At 59.5% G+C, this 18219-nt stretch carries 19 protein-coding genes; 5 read left to right on the top strand and 14 right to left on the bottom strand.

The annotated features are described in order from the left end of the window. Window positions 1-22: 22 nt before the first annotated feature. From map to ACWXWJ_RS00340, 4 genes are read right to left on the bottom strand one after another with little or no spacing between them, the layout of a single operon-like run. A complete protein-coding gene (map, locus tag ACWXWJ_RS00355; protein ID WP_448308223.1) occupies window positions 23-892 on the bottom strand; it encodes a type I methionyl aminopeptidase in 870 nt (289 codons plus the stop codon). 11 nt (window positions 893-903) lie between these two features. Next, window positions 904-2775: a penicillin-binding transpeptidase domain-containing protein gene (locus ACWXWJ_RS00350; protein WP_473963189.1), complete on the bottom strand. Its 1872-nt coding sequence runs from the start codon at window positions 2773-2775 to the stop codon at window positions 904-906. A 20-nt stretch (window positions 2776-2795) separates the two neighbouring features. Beyond that, on the bottom strand, window positions 2796-3446 hold the full coding sequence (locus tag ACWXWJ_RS00345; RefSeq protein WP_473963188.1) for a response regulator: 651 nt from the start codon (window positions 3444-3446) through the stop codon (window positions 2796-2798). Between the two features lie 9 nt (window positions 3447-3455). After that, the gene (locus ACWXWJ_RS00340) at window positions 3456-4538 is read right to left on the bottom strand and encodes a sensor histidine kinase (protein WP_473963187.1); all 1083 of its coding nucleotides are present in this window, start codon (window positions 4536-4538) and stop codon (window positions 3456-3458) included. 154 nt (window positions 4539-4692) lie between these two features. Here ACWXWJ_RS00340 and ACWXWJ_RS00335 point away from each other — a divergent pair, with 154 nt between their 5' ends. Together ACWXWJ_RS00335 and ACWXWJ_RS00330 are read left to right on the top strand one after the other, a co-directional pair. Further along, on the top strand, window positions 4693-5574 hold the full coding sequence (locus tag ACWXWJ_RS00335; RefSeq protein WP_473963186.1) for an FtsX-like permease family protein: 882 nt from the start codon (window positions 4693-4695) through the stop codon (window positions 5572-5574). Further along, window positions 5571-6293: an ABC transporter ATP-binding protein gene (locus ACWXWJ_RS00330; protein ID WP_473963185.1), complete on the top strand. Its 723-nt coding sequence runs from the start codon at window positions 5571-5573 to the stop codon at window positions 6291-6293. Before ACWXWJ_RS00335 ends, ACWXWJ_RS00330 begins: the two co-directional genes overlap by 4 nt. On the opposite strand, the gene ispG is transcribed toward ACWXWJ_RS00330, so the two are convergent. The 3 genes from ispG to dxr all read right to left on the bottom strand — a co-directional run bounded on the left by ispG (window position 6286) and on the right by dxr (window position 9965). After that, complete coding sequence (ispG, locus tag ACWXWJ_RS00325; RefSeq protein ID WP_473963184.1) at window positions 6286-7446, bottom strand: flavodoxin-dependent (E)-4-hydroxy-3-methylbut-2-enyl-diphosphate synthase; 1161 nt, start codon at window positions 7444-7446, stop codon at window positions 6286-6288. The two genes, ACWXWJ_RS00330 and ispG, sit on opposite strands and share 8 nt — an antisense overlap. Before the next feature lie 63 nt (window positions 7447-7509). Continuing rightward, entirely contained in the window at window positions 7510-8754 is a 1245-nt protein-coding gene (locus tag ACWXWJ_RS00320; protein ID WP_473963183.1) for a M50 family metallopeptidase, read from the bottom strand. Next, complete coding sequence (gene dxr, locus ACWXWJ_RS00315; protein ID WP_473963182.1) at window positions 8739-9965, bottom strand: 1-deoxy-D-xylulose-5-phosphate reductoisomerase; 1227 nt, start codon at window positions 9963-9965, stop codon at window positions 8739-8741. The genes ACWXWJ_RS00320 and dxr overlap by 16 nt, the downstream gene beginning before the upstream one ends. 107 nt (window positions 9966-10072) lie before the next feature. Between dxr and ACWXWJ_RS00310 the strand changes: the two genes are divergently transcribed. After that, window positions 10073-10477 (top strand): DUF2631 domain-containing protein, encoded by a 405-nt coding sequence (locus ACWXWJ_RS00310; protein ID WP_473963181.1) that lies wholly within the window; start codon window positions 10073-10075, stop codon window positions 10475-10477. Between the two features lie 52 nt (window positions 10478-10529). Here ACWXWJ_RS00310 and rlmN read toward each other — a convergent pair whose 3' ends face one another. Further along, window positions 10530-11627, bottom strand: a complete 1098-nt coding sequence (gene rlmN / locus ACWXWJ_RS00305; RefSeq protein WP_293790060.1) for a dual-specificity RNA methyltransferase RlmN — start codon at window positions 11625-11627, stop codon at window positions 10530-10532. A gap of 78 nt (window positions 11628-11705) precedes the next feature. Between rlmN and ACWXWJ_RS00300 the strand changes: the two genes are divergently transcribed. Beyond that, window positions 11706-12110 carry a LapA family protein gene (locus tag ACWXWJ_RS00300; protein ID WP_473963180.1) on the top strand — a complete coding sequence of 135 codons (405 nt, stop codon included), beginning with the start codon at window positions 11706-11708 and terminating at the stop codon, window positions 12108-12110. Between the two features lie 15 nt (window positions 12111-12125). Here ACWXWJ_RS00300 and ACWXWJ_RS00295 read toward each other — a convergent pair whose 3' ends face one another. The 5 genes from ACWXWJ_RS00295 to rpsB form a co-directional block, all read right to left on the bottom strand. Continuing rightward, entirely contained in the window at window positions 12126-12980 is an 855-nt protein-coding gene (locus tag ACWXWJ_RS00295) for a phosphatidate cytidylyltransferase (RefSeq protein ID WP_293790354.1), read from the bottom strand. Window positions 12981-13025: 45 nt separating this feature from the next. Then, window positions 13026-13583 (bottom strand): ribosome recycling factor, encoded by a 558-nt coding sequence (frr, locus tag ACWXWJ_RS00290; RefSeq protein WP_293790054.1) that lies wholly within the window; start codon window positions 13581-13583, stop codon window positions 13026-13028. A gap of 60 nt (window positions 13584-13643) precedes the next feature. Continuing rightward, a complete protein-coding gene (gene pyrH, locus ACWXWJ_RS00285) occupies window positions 13644-14345 on the bottom strand; it encodes a UMP kinase (RefSeq protein WP_473963365.1) in 702 nt (233 codons plus the stop codon). Between the two features lie 179 nt (window positions 14346-14524). Further along, the gene (gene tsf / locus ACWXWJ_RS00280; protein ID WP_293790051.1) at window positions 14525-15343 is read right to left on the bottom strand and encodes a translation elongation factor Ts; all 819 of its coding nucleotides are present in this window, start codon (window positions 15341-15343) and stop codon (window positions 14525-14527) included. Window positions 15344-15513: 170 nt separating this feature from the next. Continuing rightward, the gene (gene rpsB, locus ACWXWJ_RS00275) at window positions 15514-16308 is read right to left on the bottom strand and encodes a 30S ribosomal protein S2 (protein ID WP_293790048.1); all 795 of its coding nucleotides are present in this window, start codon (window positions 16306-16308) and stop codon (window positions 15514-15516) included. Between the two features lie 469 nt (window positions 16309-16777). Between rpsB and ACWXWJ_RS00270 the strand changes: the two genes are divergently transcribed. Next, a complete protein-coding gene (locus ACWXWJ_RS00270; RefSeq protein WP_473963179.1) occupies window positions 16778-17332 on the top strand; it encodes a peptidoglycan DD-metalloendopeptidase family protein in 555 nt (184 codons plus the stop codon). Here the strand turns inward: ACWXWJ_RS00270 and ACWXWJ_RS00265 are convergent. Next, window positions 17307-18215: a tyrosine recombinase XerC gene (locus tag ACWXWJ_RS00265; protein WP_473963178.1), complete on the bottom strand. Its 909-nt coding sequence runs from the start codon at window positions 18213-18215 to the stop codon at window positions 17307-17309. The two genes, ACWXWJ_RS00270 and ACWXWJ_RS00265, sit on opposite strands and share 26 nt — an antisense overlap. Between the last annotated feature and the right edge of the window lie 4 nt (window positions 18216-18219).

The raw sequence follows: 18219 nt of genomic DNA, 5'->3' as shown, positions 1-18219 counted from the left end.
TCTGGGAGGTTAGTCGGTCGACTTAGGACTCGCTGGGGATCGTGAGAACTTCGTAGCCATCTTCGGTGACCAGCAGGGTGTGCTCGAACTGCGCGGTCCACTGGCGGTCCTTGGTCTGGACGGTCCAGTCGTCGTCCCAGACTTCGTAGTCAAGGCCGCCGAGGTTGATCATCGGCTCGATTGTCAGGGTCATGCCCGGTTCCAGCAGGTCGGTGTACATGGTTGGGCGGTCGTAGTGCAGCACAACAAGGCCGTTGTGGAAGGTCGGACCAACGCCGTGGCCGGTGAAGTCCTCCACGACGTTGTAGCCGAAGCGCTTGGCGTAGCTCTCGATCACGCGGCCGATGATGTTGATCTGGCGGCCCGGCTTGACGGCCTTAATGCCGCGCCACATGGCCTTTTCGGTGCGTTCGACCAGCAGGCGGTGCTCTTCGGAGACGTCACCGGCTAGGAAGGTCGCGTTGGTATCGCCGTGCACGCCGTTCTTGTAGGCGGTGACGTCGATGTTGACGATGTCGCCGTCCTGGATAACGGTGCTGTCGGGGATGCCGTGGCAGATGATCTCGTTGAGGCTCACGCAGCAGGACTTCGGGAAGTGCCGGTAGCCGAGGGTGGAGGGGTACGCGCCGTGGTCGCACATGTATTCGTGCGCCACGCGATCGATCTCGTCGGTGGTCACACCGGGGGCGACGGCAGCCCCGGCGGCGTGCAGTGCGTCGGCGGCGATGCGGCTAGCTTCACGCATCTTTTCGATCGTCTCGGGCGTCTGCACCCACGGCTCACCAATGTTTTCTTGAACGCTGTCCTTCCATGCGTACTCCGGGCGCTCAATATTGGCCGGCACGGTGCGGATGGGGGTGGGCTTTCCAGGGGTCAATGGTGCTCGAGTCATGTCGCACCATTCTACTCCGGGCGCTTGGCTCCTGACCCGTCGAGGTTCTTGAAGAAGTTGGACGTTACCGCCGTGGCATGTTCGGACCCGCCGCCCAGCACAACCAGAGTGGCGAAAGCCAGGTCACCGCGATAACCGGCAAGCCAACTGTGCGAACCCCCATTGATTTCCGCCTCACCGGTCTTGGCGTACACCTCGCCGGCATCGGCTACGCCAGATCCAGAGCCGTTCGTGACCACGGCGCGCATCATCCGCCGCAGCTGTTCAATGACCTTGGGATCCAGCTTCTTTTTAGCATCCGTCTTGGCCTCTTCGTTCTGAGCCTTCGTGTGATGGTTCTCACCGCTGATCAGATAAGGAGTCGGTGCCCGTCCCGCAGCCACGCTGGAGGCCACCATGGCCATACCAAACGGGCTTGCCAGGTCGAGACCCTGGCCATACCCCGCCTCAGTACGGTCGAGCATCTTTTCGCCCTCGGGCACGGAACCGGTGATGGTATCTAGCCCCTCGATGTCGTAATCGGCTCCCAGGCCAAACTGCGAGGCAACGTCCTTCAGTTCGCCAGGCTTCAGCTTGGTAGAGATATCCGCGAAGGTAGTGTTGCACGATTTAGCGAAAGCATTTTCCAGTTGCGTGCTTCCCAGAGAGAAACTGTTGTAATTCGTCACGATACGCCCGCCAATATCCTGAGTGCCGGGGCAGCCGACAATGGAATCCGGAGTCAGGCCCTGCTTCTGCAGACCCGCATAGGCCGTGAGCATCTTGAACGTCGAACCCGGAGGATACTGTCCCATGAGGGCGACGTTTCCATCTTCGTCGGCCTTCTCCGACTGCGCGACGGCCAACACCTCGCCAGTGGAAGGACGCATGACAACCATCATCGTCTTCGAATCGGCGCGAGTATCCACTGCCTTCTGCGCTGCCTCCTGCACCTTGCGCGACAGAGACACGTGCACGCTTGGAGAAGCCTTCGGGTCCTCTCCCCCGACCTTCGCAACTTCATTCCCCTCGCTGGTAGCAGCGACTACCTTCCAGCCATTTTCTCCCTGCAGGTCTTCTTCAACAACGCTGCGCACGCGGGCCATGATGTCCGGCGCAAAGGACGGATCCGGGCGCACCAGGGAAGGCTCTTCGTTCATCCGCACGCCCTCAACGCCACCAAGGGCACCTTCCAAACGCTTACCTTGGGCCTGATTGACCGTCAGTACCGAGTACTCACCATCTACGTCTTTGGCCTCGTCGGCCTTCTTCACCGGGTCGATACTCGGAACCGACTTATCGGCACCACGCAAAGCGTCGAGCTCGCCGGCAATGCGCCGCATAGTTCCGAGAACATCGGCGACCTTGTCCTTGTCGACAAGAATGCGGTACTGCCTACCAGGTTCCAACAGCACCGCGCCATCGGACCCTACGACATTTGCCACTTTCGCCGGCACGCTACGCAGCTCCAGGTGTTGGTTCGCACCCAGCTCCGGGTGAAGAACCGCCGGCTGCCAGCGCACGGACCAATCGTTCCCCGTGCGAGTAAGAGTCATGGAGGACTCATAGGCGAACTTACGTCCGCCGGGCAGGTCCCAGCGCAGTTCGTACTGTGCGGTTGCCTGATTGTCCTGGGTATTGACGCCCTTCAGCTCGGTCTGCAGGCCTTCGGCCTGCAGAGACGCCCACGCCTGTGAGATAGCTTGCGTGGCCTTGTCAGGGTTATCGGTCTCCCCTCCCGCGGTGGAGGCCTCGCCGGGAATGGAAAGAGCCGCTAGGAAGGCCTGTGCGGCGTCATCAGCAACATCGGGTTTCGGGGTGCAGGCAGCAACGCCCAGAGCGAGCCCAGCCGTCGTGACGGCGGCGGTGATGGCGCGGCGAGGTGTCCAAGAGGTGGTGCGCATAGCCTCAGAGATTAACAGGGCTAATCGATAATTCCGCGCTCCCTCGCCACAGCAACCGCAGCTGTCCTATTTTTTACGTTGAGTTTGGAGAAAACATGCGCCATGTGGGACTTCACCGTTGCCTCGGTGAGGATCAAGTTCTTCGCAATTGCGCGGTTGGACAGGCCTTGGCTAGCAAGCGTAAGGACCTCCTGCTCGCGGTTCGTCAGGGACTCAAAGGGATTGGCCAGGCGACCCCGAAGCTTGCCGATGATGTTATTGTTCATCACTGTTTGTCCGCCAGCGGCCTGGCGGATGCCCTCGGCCAGTTCTTCTGGGGCACAGTCCTTAAGGAGGTAACCAACTGCGCCAGCGGAAACAGCGCCGAGCACGTCACTGTCCGTGGAGTAGTTGGTCAAAATCAACACCTGCGGGGCAGGTCTATTCTTGCGGATTGCACGGGTTGCCCACACTCCCCCGGACTCGGCGCCCTCACTGCCGGGGCCTTCGCCAAAACGCAGATCCATCAGCACAACATCGGGCTGCTCTGCGGCAGCAATTGCGACGGCTTGCTCGGGTTCACCGACAGAGCCGATGATCTCCACATCGCTCGCTCCCCGCAGCATAGCTTCGATCCCAGCGCGAACAACCGGGTGATCATCGCAGATCAGAACGCGAAGATTTCCTGGCATCCTCTACTCCTAACGGATCGGCATTTGGATAGACACGCCGCAGCCAGCATCGGGCGCGCTTTCTACATGCATGGTCGCACCGATGAGGTTAGCGCGGCGGCGTACACCAGCTAGACCTACCGGCGAGAGGCTCAGCTTTTCAGCGGCGATCTTGCGAACCTGCTCCTCATCCATGCCACGACCATTGTCGACAACATCCAGGCTCAGCAGATCCTCCTGGTAGGTCAAGGTCACTCGCGCCTGCGTGGCCTCGGAGTGCTTCACCACATTGGAAACCAGCGATTGCGTAATACGCGTCAGCTCCTGTTCAGCCTTTTCATCCAGATCGTAGGGCGCCCCCTCGACCTCAAAGCTTAGGGATTCCCCCATCGGCGTGCCGGAGCACACTCGAGCCAATGCGATAGGCAGGTCACCGCCGACCAGCGGGCCGGGCTGCAGGGCTGCGATAATGCGCCGAGTTTCCGCCAGGTTGTCCTCGGCAGTTGTGCGGGCGAGGCGAAGATCTTCCAGGATCTCCGGATCTTCCACCCGCTTTTCTACGGCCTGCAGAATCATGTGAATGGAGCTTAGGCCTTGTGCGACCGTATCGTGGATCTCCCCTGCCAGGCGCGTGCGCTCACCCATCTCCCCGGCATGTCGGCTCGCAGCCTCCCGGGCACTGGCCTCGTCGCGCAATTCCTTAAAGCCCAGGCCAACGACAGTGGCCACCACTGCGGCAACGATAGGCCCCAGGGCCTCGCCACTCTGGTAGATGGACAGGAACGTCACCACTACATTGCAGACGATTGCTGGCCACATTGGTAGTACACCAACGCATAGGAAGAACAGCGCAAAAGCCATAAATGCCGCGCTCGGAGCAACTAGTAGTAGGCACGCCCAGGTGGCGATAACCAAAGTCAGCCACAGCCAAGTGGGGCGCAGCCACAGACCCATCACATAGATGAAGCACAGGGCGGCGGCATTCCACGACCAGCCGTCCCTAATGACCGTCACGGCCATCAGCAGCACCATCAGCAGGTGTATGCCCACCCCCAGGTAGGACCACGCACGATTCAGCGCTACGACCTTGTTCGATTTAGCTTGGTGAATCATAATCGCTTCTAAGTTTAGCGAGCGCAGGGTGTAGCCCGCCTCCACCTAAAGTATGAGTCGAGGACTACTACTTTGCCCGATGTGCTTTTCTTATTGCCCGCGCAGAATTAGAAGCGTGTTAAACAATAAGTCGTTAACCCCAACCCGGGGATTCATGTTCCAAGGGATCCGCGAACTGCGCGGTTCCCGCGGCAAGACGGCGCTCATCATCACCACCGTTTTGCTGATCACCGCTATGGTCACTCTGCTGAGCTCCCTGTCCGCAGGTCTGAGCTTCCAATCCGCCTCTGCACTGGAGTACAAGGTCGGTAGCAACCAACAGCTCGTGCTCAACGATGCTGGCGGCACTGTTTCCCTCAGCACTGGTTCACTTAGTGACGCCCAAGCCCGCGAGGTTGAAAGCCGCGACGGCGAGGTTGTCACTATGGCTCGCTCGAAAGATGCAGATGGTCAGTCATTCATCGCCATGTCCGATAACGGCAACAAGCCCAGCGAAGAGCTTTACCTAGAGCACCAGCCCATCCACTGGATGAGCACCGAAGAGGTAGAAAAGCTGCCCGGCAGCTCCACCTTTGGCGTGGTCTCCAGCGACGCGGAGCCAATCACCGGCACGGTCATGTTGAAGGGCAAGGAGGCGCTGAATGCCAGCGCTTCATACAAGGGCGAGCAGTCCTCCCTGAATCTGATGATCGTACTGCTCTATGTCATCTCCGCACTGGTGCTTGGCGCATTCTTCACGGTGTGGACAATGCAGCGCCTACGCGGCGTAGCGATCACCATCGCCCTGGGTGGTACCCGCTCCAGCATCCTGACCGACGCCGTCGGCCAAGCATTGGTCGTCCTTATCGTCGGCATTTCCGCGGGCACCCTGCTCACCGTCGGTGTCGGTGGGTTCTTGGAGGGAATCCCCATGGATGTCTCCACCAACACCACTCTTATTCCGGCTGCCATCCTGCTGCTTGCGGGTCTGCTCGGCGCCGGCCTATCCATCATCCCCGTCATGAAGGTCGATCCGCGAAAGGCAATGAACTCATGATCTTCCCAGCACTTGAAGTAAAGAACATCTCCCTCGAGATCACCGACGGCACCACAAAGCGCAACCTACTCACGGACGTTTCTTTCAACGTTGACCCCGGTGAGGTCGTAGGCATCACCGGCCCCTCCGGCTCCGGTAAATCTACCCTGCTGTCCATCATCGGCTGCCTGGAAACCGCTACCTCCGGCTCCGCCGTTCTGCATGGTGAAACCACTTTGGAACTTGGCACCGTCGCGGGGCGCCAGGCTGCGGAAATCCGTCGTCGCCACCTCGGCATCGTGTTCCAGCAGCCAAACCTGCTGCCGTCGCTGACGGCTAAGGAACAGCTCATGGTGATGAACCGTCTGGATAAGCCATTCGGTATCAGCGGGAAAAGGTGGCGTCAACAGGAAGAAAAGGCCGAGCGTTTGCTGAAGGAAGTGGGCCTGGAAGGGCGCGAGGATGCGAAAGTCTCCGAACTTTCCGGCGGCCAGCAAGCTCGTGTAAACCTGGCTCGCGCGCTAATGAATGACCCCTCCCTGCTGCTGGTTGATGAGCCGACCGCGGCCCTGGATACCACCAATGCACAGCGAGTCACCGAATTGATCGTGGATCTGGCGCGCGAGCGAAACACGCCTGTGCTCTATGTCTCCCACGATCGGGAGCAGCTGGCCACGCTGAACCGCCGCATCGAGCTAGTCGACGGCAAGGTCCGCGAGGTAGAAATAGCGACTATTTAGTCACTCGTACATCGGCCTTCTGGCCTTCGACAGCCTCAAGGCCCTCCTCATCGGCGATGCGCATAGCTTCCTCGATGAGGGTTTCCACAATCTGATCCTCGGGCACGGTCTTAATGACCTCGCCCTTGACGAAAATTTGTCCCTTACCGTTGCCGGAGGCCACGCCCAGGTCGGCGTCACGGGCCTCGCCCGGGCCATTCACGACGCAGCCCATAACGGCCACACGCAGCGGGAACTCCATGCCCTCGAGGCCCGCAGTGACCTCGTCGGCCAACTTGTACACATCCACCTGGGCGCGGCCACAGGACGGGCAGGACACGATCTCCAGTTTGCGGGGGCGCAGGTTGAGCGACTGCAGGATCTGGTCGCCCACCTTGATCTCCTCCACAGGGTCGGCGGAGAGAGACACGCGGATCGTATCGCCGATACCCTCGGCCAGCAGCGCACCGAAAGCCACGGAGGACTTGATAGTTCCTTGGAAAGCCGGGCCTGCTTCCGTGACTCCCAAGTGCAGCGGGTAATCCGACTTAGCGGCAAGCTGGCGGTAGGCCTCCACCATCACGACCGGGTCGTTGTGCTTGACGGAAATCGCGATATCGCCGAAACCGTGCTCCTCAAACAGGCTGGCCTCCCACAGTGCAGACTCCACAAGAGCCTCGGGCGTGGCCTTTCCGTACTTTTCCATGATGCGCTTGTCCAGCGAGCCGGCGTTAACGCCAATGCGAATCGGAATGCCAGCGTCCCCAGCGGCCTTGGCAACTTCCTTGACCCGACCGTCAAATTCCTTGATATTGCCCGGGTTCACGCGCACTGCAGCACAACCAGCGTCGATAGCACTGAAGATGTACTTCGGCTGGAAGTGAATATCCGCAATCACCGGGATCGGGGACTTCTTGGCAATGGCGGGCAGAGCCTCGGCGTCGACGGTTTTAGGGCATGCCACGCGAACAATATCGCAACCGGAAGCGGTCAGCTGGGCGATCTGCTGCAGTGTTGCGTTGACGTCGTGCGTCTTCGTCGTGGTCATCGACTGCACCGAGATGGGGTGATCGCTGCCGACCCCTACCCCGCCGACCATCAGTTGGCGCGTCTTGCGGCGCGGCGCCAAAACCGGAGGCGGACCGTCGGGGATACCCAGGGAAATACCAGACATGAACGAAGACAACCTTTCAGTCGTGAATGCCGTTAAACTGCCTTCCGATTCTACCGCGAGAATCTAGAAGATCCGGATTGGGTTCACTACATCGGCGATGATGACGATGATGCCGAATACCAACAAAACCGCTGTGGCCGCATAGGTCAGGGGCATGAGCTTGGTGTAGTCAGCAGGACCACCCGGTTGCTTACCGCGCATACGGCGGAAGAAATCCCGAATCTTTTCGTAGATCACTACGGCAATGTGACCTCCGTCCAGCGGGGGCAGCGGCACCAGGTTAAAAGCGGCGAGGAAGAGATTCAGGCTCGCCAAGGTCAAAAGGAAGCTCATCCACTGCTGGTACTGCACCAACTCGCCACCAACGCGAGAAGCACCCACAACACTCATGGGAGAATCATCGGCACGGTGGCCACCGAAGATGGATTCGACCACGCCGGGCACGCGCTGTGGCAGCTCAATGAGTCCGTGGAAAGTGTCATTGACCATTCCCCCGGTAAAGGCCAGGGTTCCGCCGACTGCGCTGGCGGGATTGTAGTGATTCATCACGAGCTGTGGACGCTTCGCCCGAATGCCGACAGCACCTGAGGTCATGGTGTTGCCCGCGGAGTTTACTCGCTCAACAAGTTGAATCTGGAGATCCAAATTCTTGTGCTGACCACCGCGATCGACGACTGCGGGGACGGTAATGCGATCCCCGACCTTCTTGCCGTCGTCGCTTGCGCGCTCGGCCTCGGCAGCAATGGCCTTGGTGAAGGCTTGGAAATCTTCTGTCTCTTCGCCGTTGACAGAAAGGAATGTATCGCCGGTCTTGACGCCCGACTCCGCCGCCGGACCGTCACCCGTACACTTCTGCAATGTGCCGTCCGCATTTTGCTTTGCCGGGGCGCACTGGGTGGATTCCACGGTGGGAGTAAAGACCACACTGCGATCCGGCAGTCCCCAGGCCAGAGCCACTCCATAGAGAATTCCCAGTGCCAGAAGGATGTTCATGATGATGCCGCCGAGCATCACGAAGATGCGACGGTGCGCCGGTTTGTCGTACATGGCGTACGGGCGCTCCTCGTCGGTCATTTCATCCAGCTTCGTCATGCCGGCGATGTCACAAAAGCCGCCGAGGGGTATGGCTTTCAGCCCGTACTCAGTGTGCCCCTTGCGGAAGCTAAAGAGCGTCGGGCCAAAGCCGATGAAGTAGCGCCTCACCCGCATGCCGGACATACGGGCGGCGATAAGGTGCCCAGCCTCGTGCAGGGCGATGGAAAGGGCAATGCCTAGGGCGAAGAGAAGTACCCCTAGTCCGAAAGCCACGTGGCCATCCTTTCGTGTGCCTTCGCGCGAGCTTCGCGCTCCGCGGCTAGCACATCCTCCAAGTCATTGGGTTCGGCGGACAGGTGCTGGCAGGCCTCCATGGTTGCTGCGACCGTATCCACGATGCGGGGGAAGCTAAGCCTACCGTTTAGGAACTCGACAGCAGCTTCCTCATTCGCTGCATTATAAACCGCCGGCATGGTGCCGCCGGAAGTGACTGCCTGGCGCGCCAACATCACGGCCGGGAAGACATCATCGTCCAAGGGCTCGAAGTGCCAGTCGGTGGCACCGGAAAAGTCCAGCTTGGGTTGGGCGTCGGCAATTCGATCCGGCCAGCCGAGAGCTAGCGAGATCGGCAGCTTCATCGATGGTGGGGAGGCCTGAGCGATGGTCGCACCATCGATGAAAGTAACCATGGAGTGCACGATCGACTGCGGGTGAACGGTCACTTCGATTTTTTCCGCGGGAATACCGAACAGGAGGCTTGCTTCAATGAGCTCCAGGCCCTTGTTCACCATGGTGGCCGAGTTCAAAGTATTCATTTGCCCCATAGACCAGGTGGGATGGTTGGCGGCTTGCAGCGGAGTGACATCCTCCAACTGCGCACGGGTATAGCCACGGAACGGGCCGCCGGAAGCAGTCAGAACCAGAGAGTCCACTTCGTCCACCTGCCCTGAACGGAGGCACTGAGCCATTGCAGAGTGTTCGGAATCCACGGGAATCAACTGGTCCGAGTCCGCGGCCTTCAACACCAGCTGGCCGCCAGCGACGAGCGATTCCTTGTTAGCAAGGGCGAGTTGGGCCTGCGTGCCGAGTGTCGCCAACGTGGCGTCAAGCCCCAAAGAACCGACGAGGGCATTAAGGATGACGTCGCTCTCCCCCAGCGTCGGGCCGATTTCCTCGACCAGCATGCGGGCGGAGTCCTTCCCGCGGATGCAACGGCTGCCGAATTCCCCGTCCAACCAATCCGCCGTGCGCGCCGAGGCCACAGCAACACATTGCAGGTCCAGGCCAAACTCGCGCACCTGCTGCGCCAAGACGTCGGGTTTGGAGCCGTGTGCGGAGATGCCTACAAGCTCGAATCGATCCGGGTTATCCGCTATGACCTCTAGTGCCTGTGTGCCGATGGAACCGGTGCTGCCAAGGACTATTACTCGCTTTTTCACGCGGCCTATTCTATTTCTTTTCTTCTGGACGCCCCGCCTCCACACCTAAATTGGGTACTTTCCTGGGCACGCACACGTCCGGATAGGGAAAAACCGGGCACGATGTGTCAAAATACGAGAGATAGAATTTTTTTGACCTTCAGGAGGAAACGGTGGCGCACCACTCTAAGGAAGCTGAAGTTTACAACGGCGTATCCACCGCGGACGTTCCGTCTGCGGCTTGGGGCTGGAGCGAGCTTCCGCGTCGCGGAATCATCACCGCCGGTGTTATCGGCGGCCTGTTCTTGCTGGGCATGCTGTTCGGCAACCACAAGGGCAATGTGGAAAACATCTGGCTGATTGCCCTGGCAGTTGTGGTCTTTCTCGGTGTGGGTCTGTGGGCTACTCGTCCGTCTTTGGGCAAGCCCCGCAAGACTGTGACCTCTCACAACAAGCCCGAGGGGCACGTAGAGCCAGTATGGTCCGCTGACCAGCTAAACCTGACGGGCGCATACTCCAACCTGTCCGACGATGAGCTGCGTGCACAGAACATCGATCCGGCATCGGTAACCCGCTAGTTTCTAGCTCCCTCTTTACACTGCGCAGGCTTCCAACAGCCTGCGCAGTTTTTTAGCGTTCCTCTGCCGCTAGCTGGCCACAGGCAGCGGCGATTTCCTGCCCCTTAGTGTCACGCACCGTACAGGGCACGCCTTGAGCCTCCACACGGCGGACGAACTCATCCTGCCTTTCCTTTGGCGAGGCATCCCACTTCGAGCCTGGAGTTGGGTTCAGTGGAATGACGTTCACATGCACCTTGGTGCCCAGCGCCCCACGCAACTTCTTGCCCAGTAGGTCGGCGCGCCAAGGCTGATCATTCATATCGCGGATCAAGGCGTACTCGATGGAAACGCGGCGTCCGGAGGTGTCGGCGTAATAACGGGCAGCATCCAGCACCTCCTCCACAGACCAACGGTTGTTGACGGGAACGAGTTCATCGCGCAGCTCGTCGTCCGGGGTGTGGAGGGAAACCGCCAGTCGAACCTTCATCTGCTCGTCCGCCAATTTGCGAATTGCCGGGGCCAGCCCCACCGTCGAGACAGTGATGTTGCGCTGGGAAATGCCAAAGCCATCCGGAGCTGGAGCGGAGATCTTGTGGATCGTCTCCACCACGCGCTTATAGTTCGCCAGCGGCTCACCCATACCCATAAAAACAATATTGGAGAGGCGCCCGCCCTCGTCCTGCATTACCTCAGCGGCTGCGCGAGCCTGTTCCACCATTTCACCGATGGATAGATTACGGTCCAGTCCGCCCTGCCCCGTCGCACAGAAGGGACAGGCCATACCGCAGCCGGCCTGAGAGGAAATGCACAACGTCGCCCGATCCGGGTAGCGCATGAGAACGCTTTCCAACATCGTGCCATCGTGCAAGCGCCACAAGGTCTTCCGCGTCTCCCCGTCGTCGGCCTCCATGTTGCGGATGGGCTGCATGAGCTCAGGGAACAGCGCCTCCTTCACCGCTGCGCGCTTCGCCTCGGGCAGATCCGTCATCTTCATCGGGTCGCCCTGCAGGCGGCCGAAGTATTGACGCCGAATCTGATCTGCCCGGAACTTCGGCAAACCGAGCTCCTGGACCTTCTGCTGCAAGGTCTCCGAATCGAAATCCGCCATATGCGCCGGCGGCATTCCCCTTTTGGGTGCTGCAAACTGAAGTTTCACTGGTGTAGCCATTATGCGCCCCATTATTGCACGGGCCGGGGGTAACCCTCACATCGCTGAAATCTGAACCCAGGGTGCTTTTGCCGTTGAATGGTGGGTATGAACGAGAACTTAAATCAGCAGCCCAAGCCGACACCGCAGTCGGCGTCACCAGAAAACACGCCAGAACCGGTACAACGACCAACGTCGGCACCGACCCCAACACCAACTCCAACACCAACTCCAGCACCGGTACAAAAGCCAGAGCATCGCGAGGTTAAGAAGTCCCTGGCGGGCACCACGTGGGTCGGATTGATCGTCGGTGTGCTGCTGCTGATTGTGTTGCTCGTTTTCATCCTCCAGAATCAAGAATCCGCCGAGCTGCAGCTCTTTGCATGGACGATGACCTTCCCAATTGGCGTGGGCATGCTGATCGCAGCGATCATCGGAGCACTGATTATGGCGCTGGTTGGAGGCGTGCGCATCGTACAGCTACGAAAGCAGGTTCGGGAGTAACTACACTTCCGCCTTCTACACACCGCTGAGCATATTCAGCACGACCCAGGTGATCATCGCCGATGGCAGCATGCCATCCAGGCGATCCATGAGGCCACCGTGTCCCGGCAGCATTCCTGACATGTCCTTGATGCCGAGATCGCGCTTGAACTGAGACTCCACGAGGTCACCGAGCGTGGCGCAGCAGGCAAGGCCGGGCCCGAGTAACAAGCCGATCCAGAACGGGCCGGAAAGAAGCAAGGTCACACACGCCACGCCAATGGCGGTGGATAGAATAAGCGAACCGACGAAGCCCTCCCAGGACTTCTTCGGACTGACGGCAGGCGCCATTGGGTGGGATCCGAAGAGCACACCAGCGATATATCCACCCACGTCGGAGCCGACAACGCACAGCATGAATGTGACAATGAAAGCCCAACCGTCAATGTGATCGCGCTGCATTCGCGAAAGCATCGCGGCGAAGCTGCCGAACAGCGGGATCCAGGTCAGAACGAAAATGCCGACCGCGGTATCCCGCAGGTAGTTATGCGGTGGTGAGGAGCGCCCATAGTGGAAAAGACGCGTGACCATTACCATCAGCACACTGATAACAAAGCCCGCCAGGGCTCCCGTTGGTCCGAAAGGCCAGGATAGCCACACGATCACCTGCGCGCCTAGGAAGAGCACAGGAAGGTTCAGTACATACCCGCCCTCGTACAGACGTCGCCATACTTCGTAGACGGCCAGCGACATGGCAAGGGCGACCAGGGGGTACCACGCAAAGGGCGTGAACAGCCCCGCGATGGCAATGGCCCCTAGAAAAACTCCAACGGCTATAGCCTGCTTGAGGTCACGGCCGGGACCATTCTTTGGTTTCGGGCGAGCAGAGATGGGTACAGAGCCTTTCTTGCGCGGGCACAAAAGAGTGCAGGAGAGCTAAACCTCCAGCAGTTCCTTTTCCTTAGCCTCAACCAGCTCATCGACGCGTTCGACGTAGCTGTGAGTGATCTTCTCCAGATCCTTCTCGGCTGCGCGAACCTCGTCTTCGCCGGCCTCGCCGTCCTTCTGGATCTTCCCCAGCTGTTCCATGCCCTTGCGGCGGATATTACGGATGGCGATCTTTGCATCCTCGCCCTTGGACTTAGCCATCTTGACCATGTCCTTACGACGCTCCTCGGTAAGCTGCGGAATGGTCACACGCAGCACCTGGCCATCGTTGGTGGGGTTGACGCCCAAGTCGGAGTTGCGGATAGCGTTCTCGATCTCTCCCATGGTGGACTGCTCGTAGGGCTTGATCAGCAGCATGCGCGGCTCCGGCACACTAATGGTAGCCATCTGGGTGATCGGGGTGGGAACCCCGTAGTACTCAGCTACCACGCCGTTGAACATAGACGGGTTCGCGCGACCGGTACGAATGGTCGTCAGGTCTTCGCGGGCGTGCTCCACAGAGCTGGTCATGCGCTCTTCGGACTCAAGCAGAATATCGTCAATCATGTTTAAGAATTTACCAGCCTATGGTGGGGAAAGTGTTGAGGTGTAGGGGTCGTGTTGGCACTAGTTTGCGCTGACATTGCTGTCGACGAGGGTGCCGATGCGCTCGCCGACGACGGCACGGGCAATATTGCCCTCGGTCAGTAGATTGAACACCAGAATCGGCATCTTGTTGTCCATGCAAAGGGAGAACGCGGTGGCGTCGGCAACCTTTAGGCTCTTTTCGATAACCTCCCACGGAGTGATCTCGTGGAACAACTCCGCATCCGGGTTCGTGCGCGGATCGTCGCTGTATACGCCGTCGACAGCCTTGGCCATAAGCAGCACCTCACAACCGATCTCCAAGGCACGCTGAGCAGCGGTGGTGTCAGTGGAGAAGTACGGCATACCCATACCTGCACCGAAGATAACAACACGCCCCTTCTCCAGGTGACGAGATGCGCGCAACGGGAGGTACGGCTCCGCCACCTGCGTCATCTGGATAGCGGTCTGTACGCGGCAGTCCACGCCTTCTTGCTCCAGGAAATCCTGCAGAGCCAGGCAGTTCATGACCGTGCCGAGCATGCCCATGTAATCGGAGCGGGAACGATCCAGGCCCCGCTGCTGCAATTCAGCGCCACGGAAGAAGTTGCCACCGCCGATTACCACCGCTACTTCCACGCCGGACTTGGAGACCTCGGCGATCTGACGCGCGACATTCTGCACAACATCGGGATCGATGCCGACCTTGCCACCGCCGAACATCTCACCTCCCAGCTTCAGCATGACGCGCTTGTAGCCTTCACGGTTTTCGGCTGTAGTCACCGTAGTTGCTCCTTAGTTTCGACAGTTTCGATTTTTCGACGTGGTTCAAACTGGTGGCCAGTTTACCCCACCTCTACAACAGAAAAAGTCCCCGGCACCCTATCGGTGCGGGGACTTTTGTAGCTAAGCCTGGTGGCTATTTAAGCCTGGCCAACCTCGAAGCGCTTGAAGCCCTTCAGGGTCACGCCAGCCTCGTCCATAACCTGCTTAACAGACTTCTTGGACTCGGTGACAGACGGCTGATCCAGCAGGCAAACGTCCTTGAAGTAGCCCTTCAGGCGACCCTCGATGATGTTCGGCAGAGCCTTCTCCGGCTTGCCTTCCTCGCGGGCGGTAGCCTCGGCGATCTCGCGCTCCTTGGCGACAGTCTCGGCCGGAACTTCGTCGTTGCTCAGGAACTTAGCCTTCAGAGCGGCAACCTGCATAGCGGCAGCCTTAGCTGCGCCCTCGTCATCGCCCTCGTAGGAGACCAGTACGCCGACTGCCGGCGGCAGGTCTGCGGAACGGTGGTGCATGTAGACGGCAACCTTGTCACCCTCGATGGTGGTGGCGCGCTTCAGCTCCAGCTTCTCGCCGATCTTTGCGGACAGCTGCTGCAGGGCGTCGATTGCCTTCTGGCCATCAACCTCGACTGCCTCGAGCTCTTCGCGGGAGTTAGCCTTAGCCTCTGCAGCGGCAGCCGCGACCTTGTCGGCGAACTCGATGAACTCGGAGTTCTTAGCGACGAAGTCGGTCTCAGCGTTAACCTCGATCATGGTGTTGCCGGAAACGGCAATCAGACCCTCGGAAGCGGAGCGCTCTGCGCGCTTGCCGACGTCCTTAGCACCCTTGATGCGCAGGATCTCGATGGCCTTGTCGAAGTCGCCTGCGGCTTCTTCCAGGGCCTTCTTGCAGTCCATCATGCCGGCGCCGGTGATCTCGCGGAGCTTCTTTACGTCTGCAGCGGTGTAGTTCGCCATGTGGGGCGATCCTCCTTCTGGTGGAAGTGTTTCATAGTGGCTGAAATAACAGTTTTTAAAATCAGTCCTGTTTTCCAGCCTAGGTTACAAGTAACGCCCACGCCCGTCGGACACGGGTCTAAAACTGTGTCCCATACGGGGGTGGGCGCTATTCGCTGGCCAAAAGCAGCCTATGCCTCGGAAGACTCGGTCTTCTCAGCCTCTGCCTCGGTAGCCTCGGCCGGTGCCTTCTCGGCGTCGCCAGCGGCTTCCTTAGCAGCAGCCTCCTGGCGTTCAGCGCGAGCCTGGCGGCCAGCCTCAACAGCGGAGGAGATGATGCTGGTCAGCAAAGTTGCGGAACGGATTGCATCGTCGTTGCCCGGGATCGGGTAGTCGACAACGTCCGGGTCGCAGTTGGTGTCCAGGATGGCAACAACCGGGATGTTCAGCTTCTGTGCCTCGGAGACAGCGATGTGCTCCTTGTTGGTGTCGACGATCCACAGTGCGGACGGGGTCTTGGTCATGTCCGCGATACCGCCCAGAACGCGCTCCAGCTTGTTGCGCTCGCGGGTCAGCATCAGAACTTCCTTCTTGGTGCGGCCCTTGTAGCCGTCCTCAGCTGCGTCCATTGCCTGCAGCTCCTTGAGGCGGTGCAGACGCTTAGCAACAGTCTGGAAGTTGGTGAGCATACCGCCGAGCCAGCGGTGGTTGACATAAGGCATGCCCACGCGCTCTGCCTCGTTAGCAACGGCTTCCTGAGCCTGCTTCTTGGTGCCGACGTACAGGATGTTGCCGCCGTGGGCAACGGTCTCCTTGACGAACTCGTATGCCTCGTCGATGTAGGTCAGGGTCTGCTGCAGGTCGATGATGTAGATGCCGTTGCGGTCGGTGAAGATGAAGCGCTTCATCTTCGGGTTCCAACGACGGGTCTGGTGACCGAAGTGGACACCAGCGTCCAGCAGCTCGCGCATAGTAACAACAGCCATGGTGTTACAGGGGCGTATCTTCTTCTAGCCGACCATGTGGCCGGCGCCGCCCCTTCCTCGCTTTCAAAGTTTAGGGTTTGACGGTTTTCTTCACGATGCACTCGACACTCACTGTACGTGGGTGGCTTATGCACCATCCTGGCAGATATTCCCCGATGTAGCTGTGGCTCGCCATGTTCGCCCGCTTACGGGACCGTGCTGGTGAGCCATTGTGTGGGGTGCGAATTATCTACGCGTAGTCAGTAGCCTTGCTTCACCCCGCGGTCTTCGCGAAACCACTTGCACTTCCTTGAGCGGTGCAGAGACGAATCCGGACATACTGCGCTTGCAACACTACCCCCTTTCACGCAGCTAAAACAAGTCCACTACACCGCGCGTCGCACGCAATCTGTGGACAACTTTGACTTATCCACAAACTCGTTCGCTTACTCTTTCTTTTTGGTGACGCCCCCACGCATCATTTCTAACCATGACCCATTGGTTCTCACGTCTTCTGTACAGCGCTTTTGCAACGGTTTTCCTGTTGTATGCCGCTCCCGTGTCTCCTGCCGTCCCCAGTGCTTCATTTCCGGAGCATTCCACCCAGATTGTGCGTTCTCATCGTCTACCCACTTCCAAGGATGCGACAGTTCTCCGTGCTGCGGACATACCCGATCAGGCGTGGAAGCCCGGGCACCGGGGTGTGGATCTCCAGGCAACTCCCGGGCAGGTCATCGTGGCGAGCCGGGGCGGCATTGTAACCTTTGCCGGCGTGGTGGCAGGCACTCCTGTGGTTTCCATTAGTCACTCGGACGGTATCCGCACGACGTATGAACCGGTGCTGGCTCGGGTAAAAGCAGGACAACAGGTACACCGGGGTGAGCCCATCGGCGTGCTTGCGGATGCCACAGCCCTGCCGGACTATGCCCGTACATCACCAGGACTGTCGTGGGGCGCGCGTATTGAGGGCAAGGAGCGAAAGTATATAGACCCGATGACGCTGCTCGGCAGTGTGCGCGTCAGGCTCTGGGATGTGCCTGGTTAAAAACAGCCTTCAAACGTTCGGTACCTACGTGGGTGTAAATCTGCGTGGTGGACATATTTGCATGTCCCAACAGTTCTTGGACGACGCGCAGATCAGCTCCGCCTTCAAGGATTGCAGTGGCTGCAGAATGTCGCAGACCGTGGGGGGAAAGTTTCGGACCGGGTCCTGCCTGGGTGACTCTGTTCACCACGTTGCGAACCTGACGGGGGTCGATGCGCTTGCCGCGCACTCCGACGAAGAGCGCCGAAGTTTCTTTTGCCATTTCTTTGCGCACGGATAGCCACTGCTCCAGCGCTGACACCACTGTGGCTCCGAAAGGAACGACCCGCGTCTTATTTCCCTTACCCGTGACACGCAGGAGGTTGTTGGAAAAGTCAACGTCGTCGACATCACACCCTGTCAGCTCAGAAACGCGGATACCCGTGGCGTAGAGGAGCTCGACCATGGCCCAGTCGCGAATGCCGGTAGGTGTTGCATCTTCCGGCTCGGTGCGCAGCCCGTCGAGCAGCTCGGAGGCCTGGTCGGCGCGCAAAACTCGCGGGAGTGTGCGCTGCGGTTTCGGGGCTTTAAGTGCGGCAACGGGATTGGCGCTAACGAACCCACGGTGTGCCAGGAAGGCTCCAAAGCCCCGCATGCTGGAGGCGAGACGGGAAAGGCTTGCTCGACTTGCCCCGCTGTCTACCGCCCAGCCGAGAACATCACGAGCTCGGTCGAGATCAAACTCCTCGATCCGCTCCAGCCCCTCCAGGGCGTTATCAAGGTCTCGGCGATACGCGCGAATGGTGTTTTCGCTGCGCCCCACCACATGGCGGAGGTGCTGTTCATAATCGTCCAGTGCGGCACTCAACGATGCCTTGTTGCCGACGGGACGGGAGTTGCTCATGTGA

It is taken from the genome of Corynebacterium sp. p3-SID1761 (assembly GCF_055862885.1).
Note: the sequence above shows the minus strand (reverse complement) of the source record. Positions and strands in the feature narration are given on the sequence as shown.

Bases quoted from the DNA above. Each gene is read 5' to 3' on its own strand.
- ispG (WP_473963184.1), bottom strand. From the start codon at position 7,446: ATGTCTGGTATTTCCCTGGGTATCCCCGACGGTCCGCCTCCGGTTTTG.
- ACWXWJ_RS00330 (WP_473963185.1), top strand. From the start codon at position 5,571: ATGATCTTCCCAGCACTTGAAGTAAAGAACATCTCCCTCGAGATCACC.
- ACWXWJ_RS00345 (WP_473963188.1), bottom strand. From the start codon at position 3,446: ATGCCAGGAAATCTTCGCGTTCTGATCTGCGATGATCACCCGGTTGTT.
- tsf (WP_293790051.1), bottom strand. From the start codon at position 15,343: ATGGCGAACTACACCGCTGCAGACGTAAAGAAGCTCCGCGAGATCACC.
- ACWXWJ_RS00300 (WP_473963180.1), top strand. From the start codon at position 11,706: ATGGTGGGTATGAACGAGAACTTAAATCAGCAGCCCAAGCCGACACCG.
- ACWXWJ_RS00350 (WP_473963189.1), bottom strand. From the start codon at position 2,775: ATGCGCACCACCTCTTGGACACCTCGCCGCGCCATCACCGCCGCCGTC.
- pyrH (WP_473963365.1), bottom strand. From the start codon at position 14,345: ATGCTGAAGCTGGGAGGTGAGATGTTCGGCGGTGGCAAGGTCGGCATC.
- ACWXWJ_RS00270 (WP_473963179.1), top strand. From the start codon at position 16,778: ATGACCCATTGGTTCTCACGTCTTCTGTACAGCGCTTTTGCAACGGTT.
- ACWXWJ_RS00335 (WP_473963186.1), top strand. From the start codon at position 4,693: ATGTTCCAAGGGATCCGCGAACTGCGCGGTTCCCGCGGCAAGACGGCG.
- rlmN (WP_293790060.1), bottom strand. From the start codon at position 11,627: ATGGCTACACCAGTGAAACTTCAGTTTGCAGCACCCAAAAGGGGAATG.
- ACWXWJ_RS00340 (WP_473963187.1), bottom strand. From the start codon at position 4,538: ATGATTCACCAAGCTAAATCGAACAAGGTCGTAGCGCTGAATCGTGCG.
- rpsB (WP_293790048.1), bottom strand. From the start codon at position 16,308: ATGGCTGTTGTTACTATGCGCGAGCTGCTGGACGCTGGTGTCCACTTC.
- frr (WP_293790054.1), bottom strand. From the start codon at position 13,583: ATGATTGACGATATTCTGCTTGAGTCCGAAGAGCGCATGACCAGCTCT.
- map (WP_448308223.1), bottom strand. From the start codon at position 892: ATGACTCGAGCACCATTGACCCCTGGAAAGCCCACCCCCATCCGCACC.
- ACWXWJ_RS00265 (WP_473963178.1), bottom strand. From the start codon at position 18,215: ATGAGCAACTCCCGTCCCGTCGGCAACAAGGCATCGTTGAGTGCCGCA.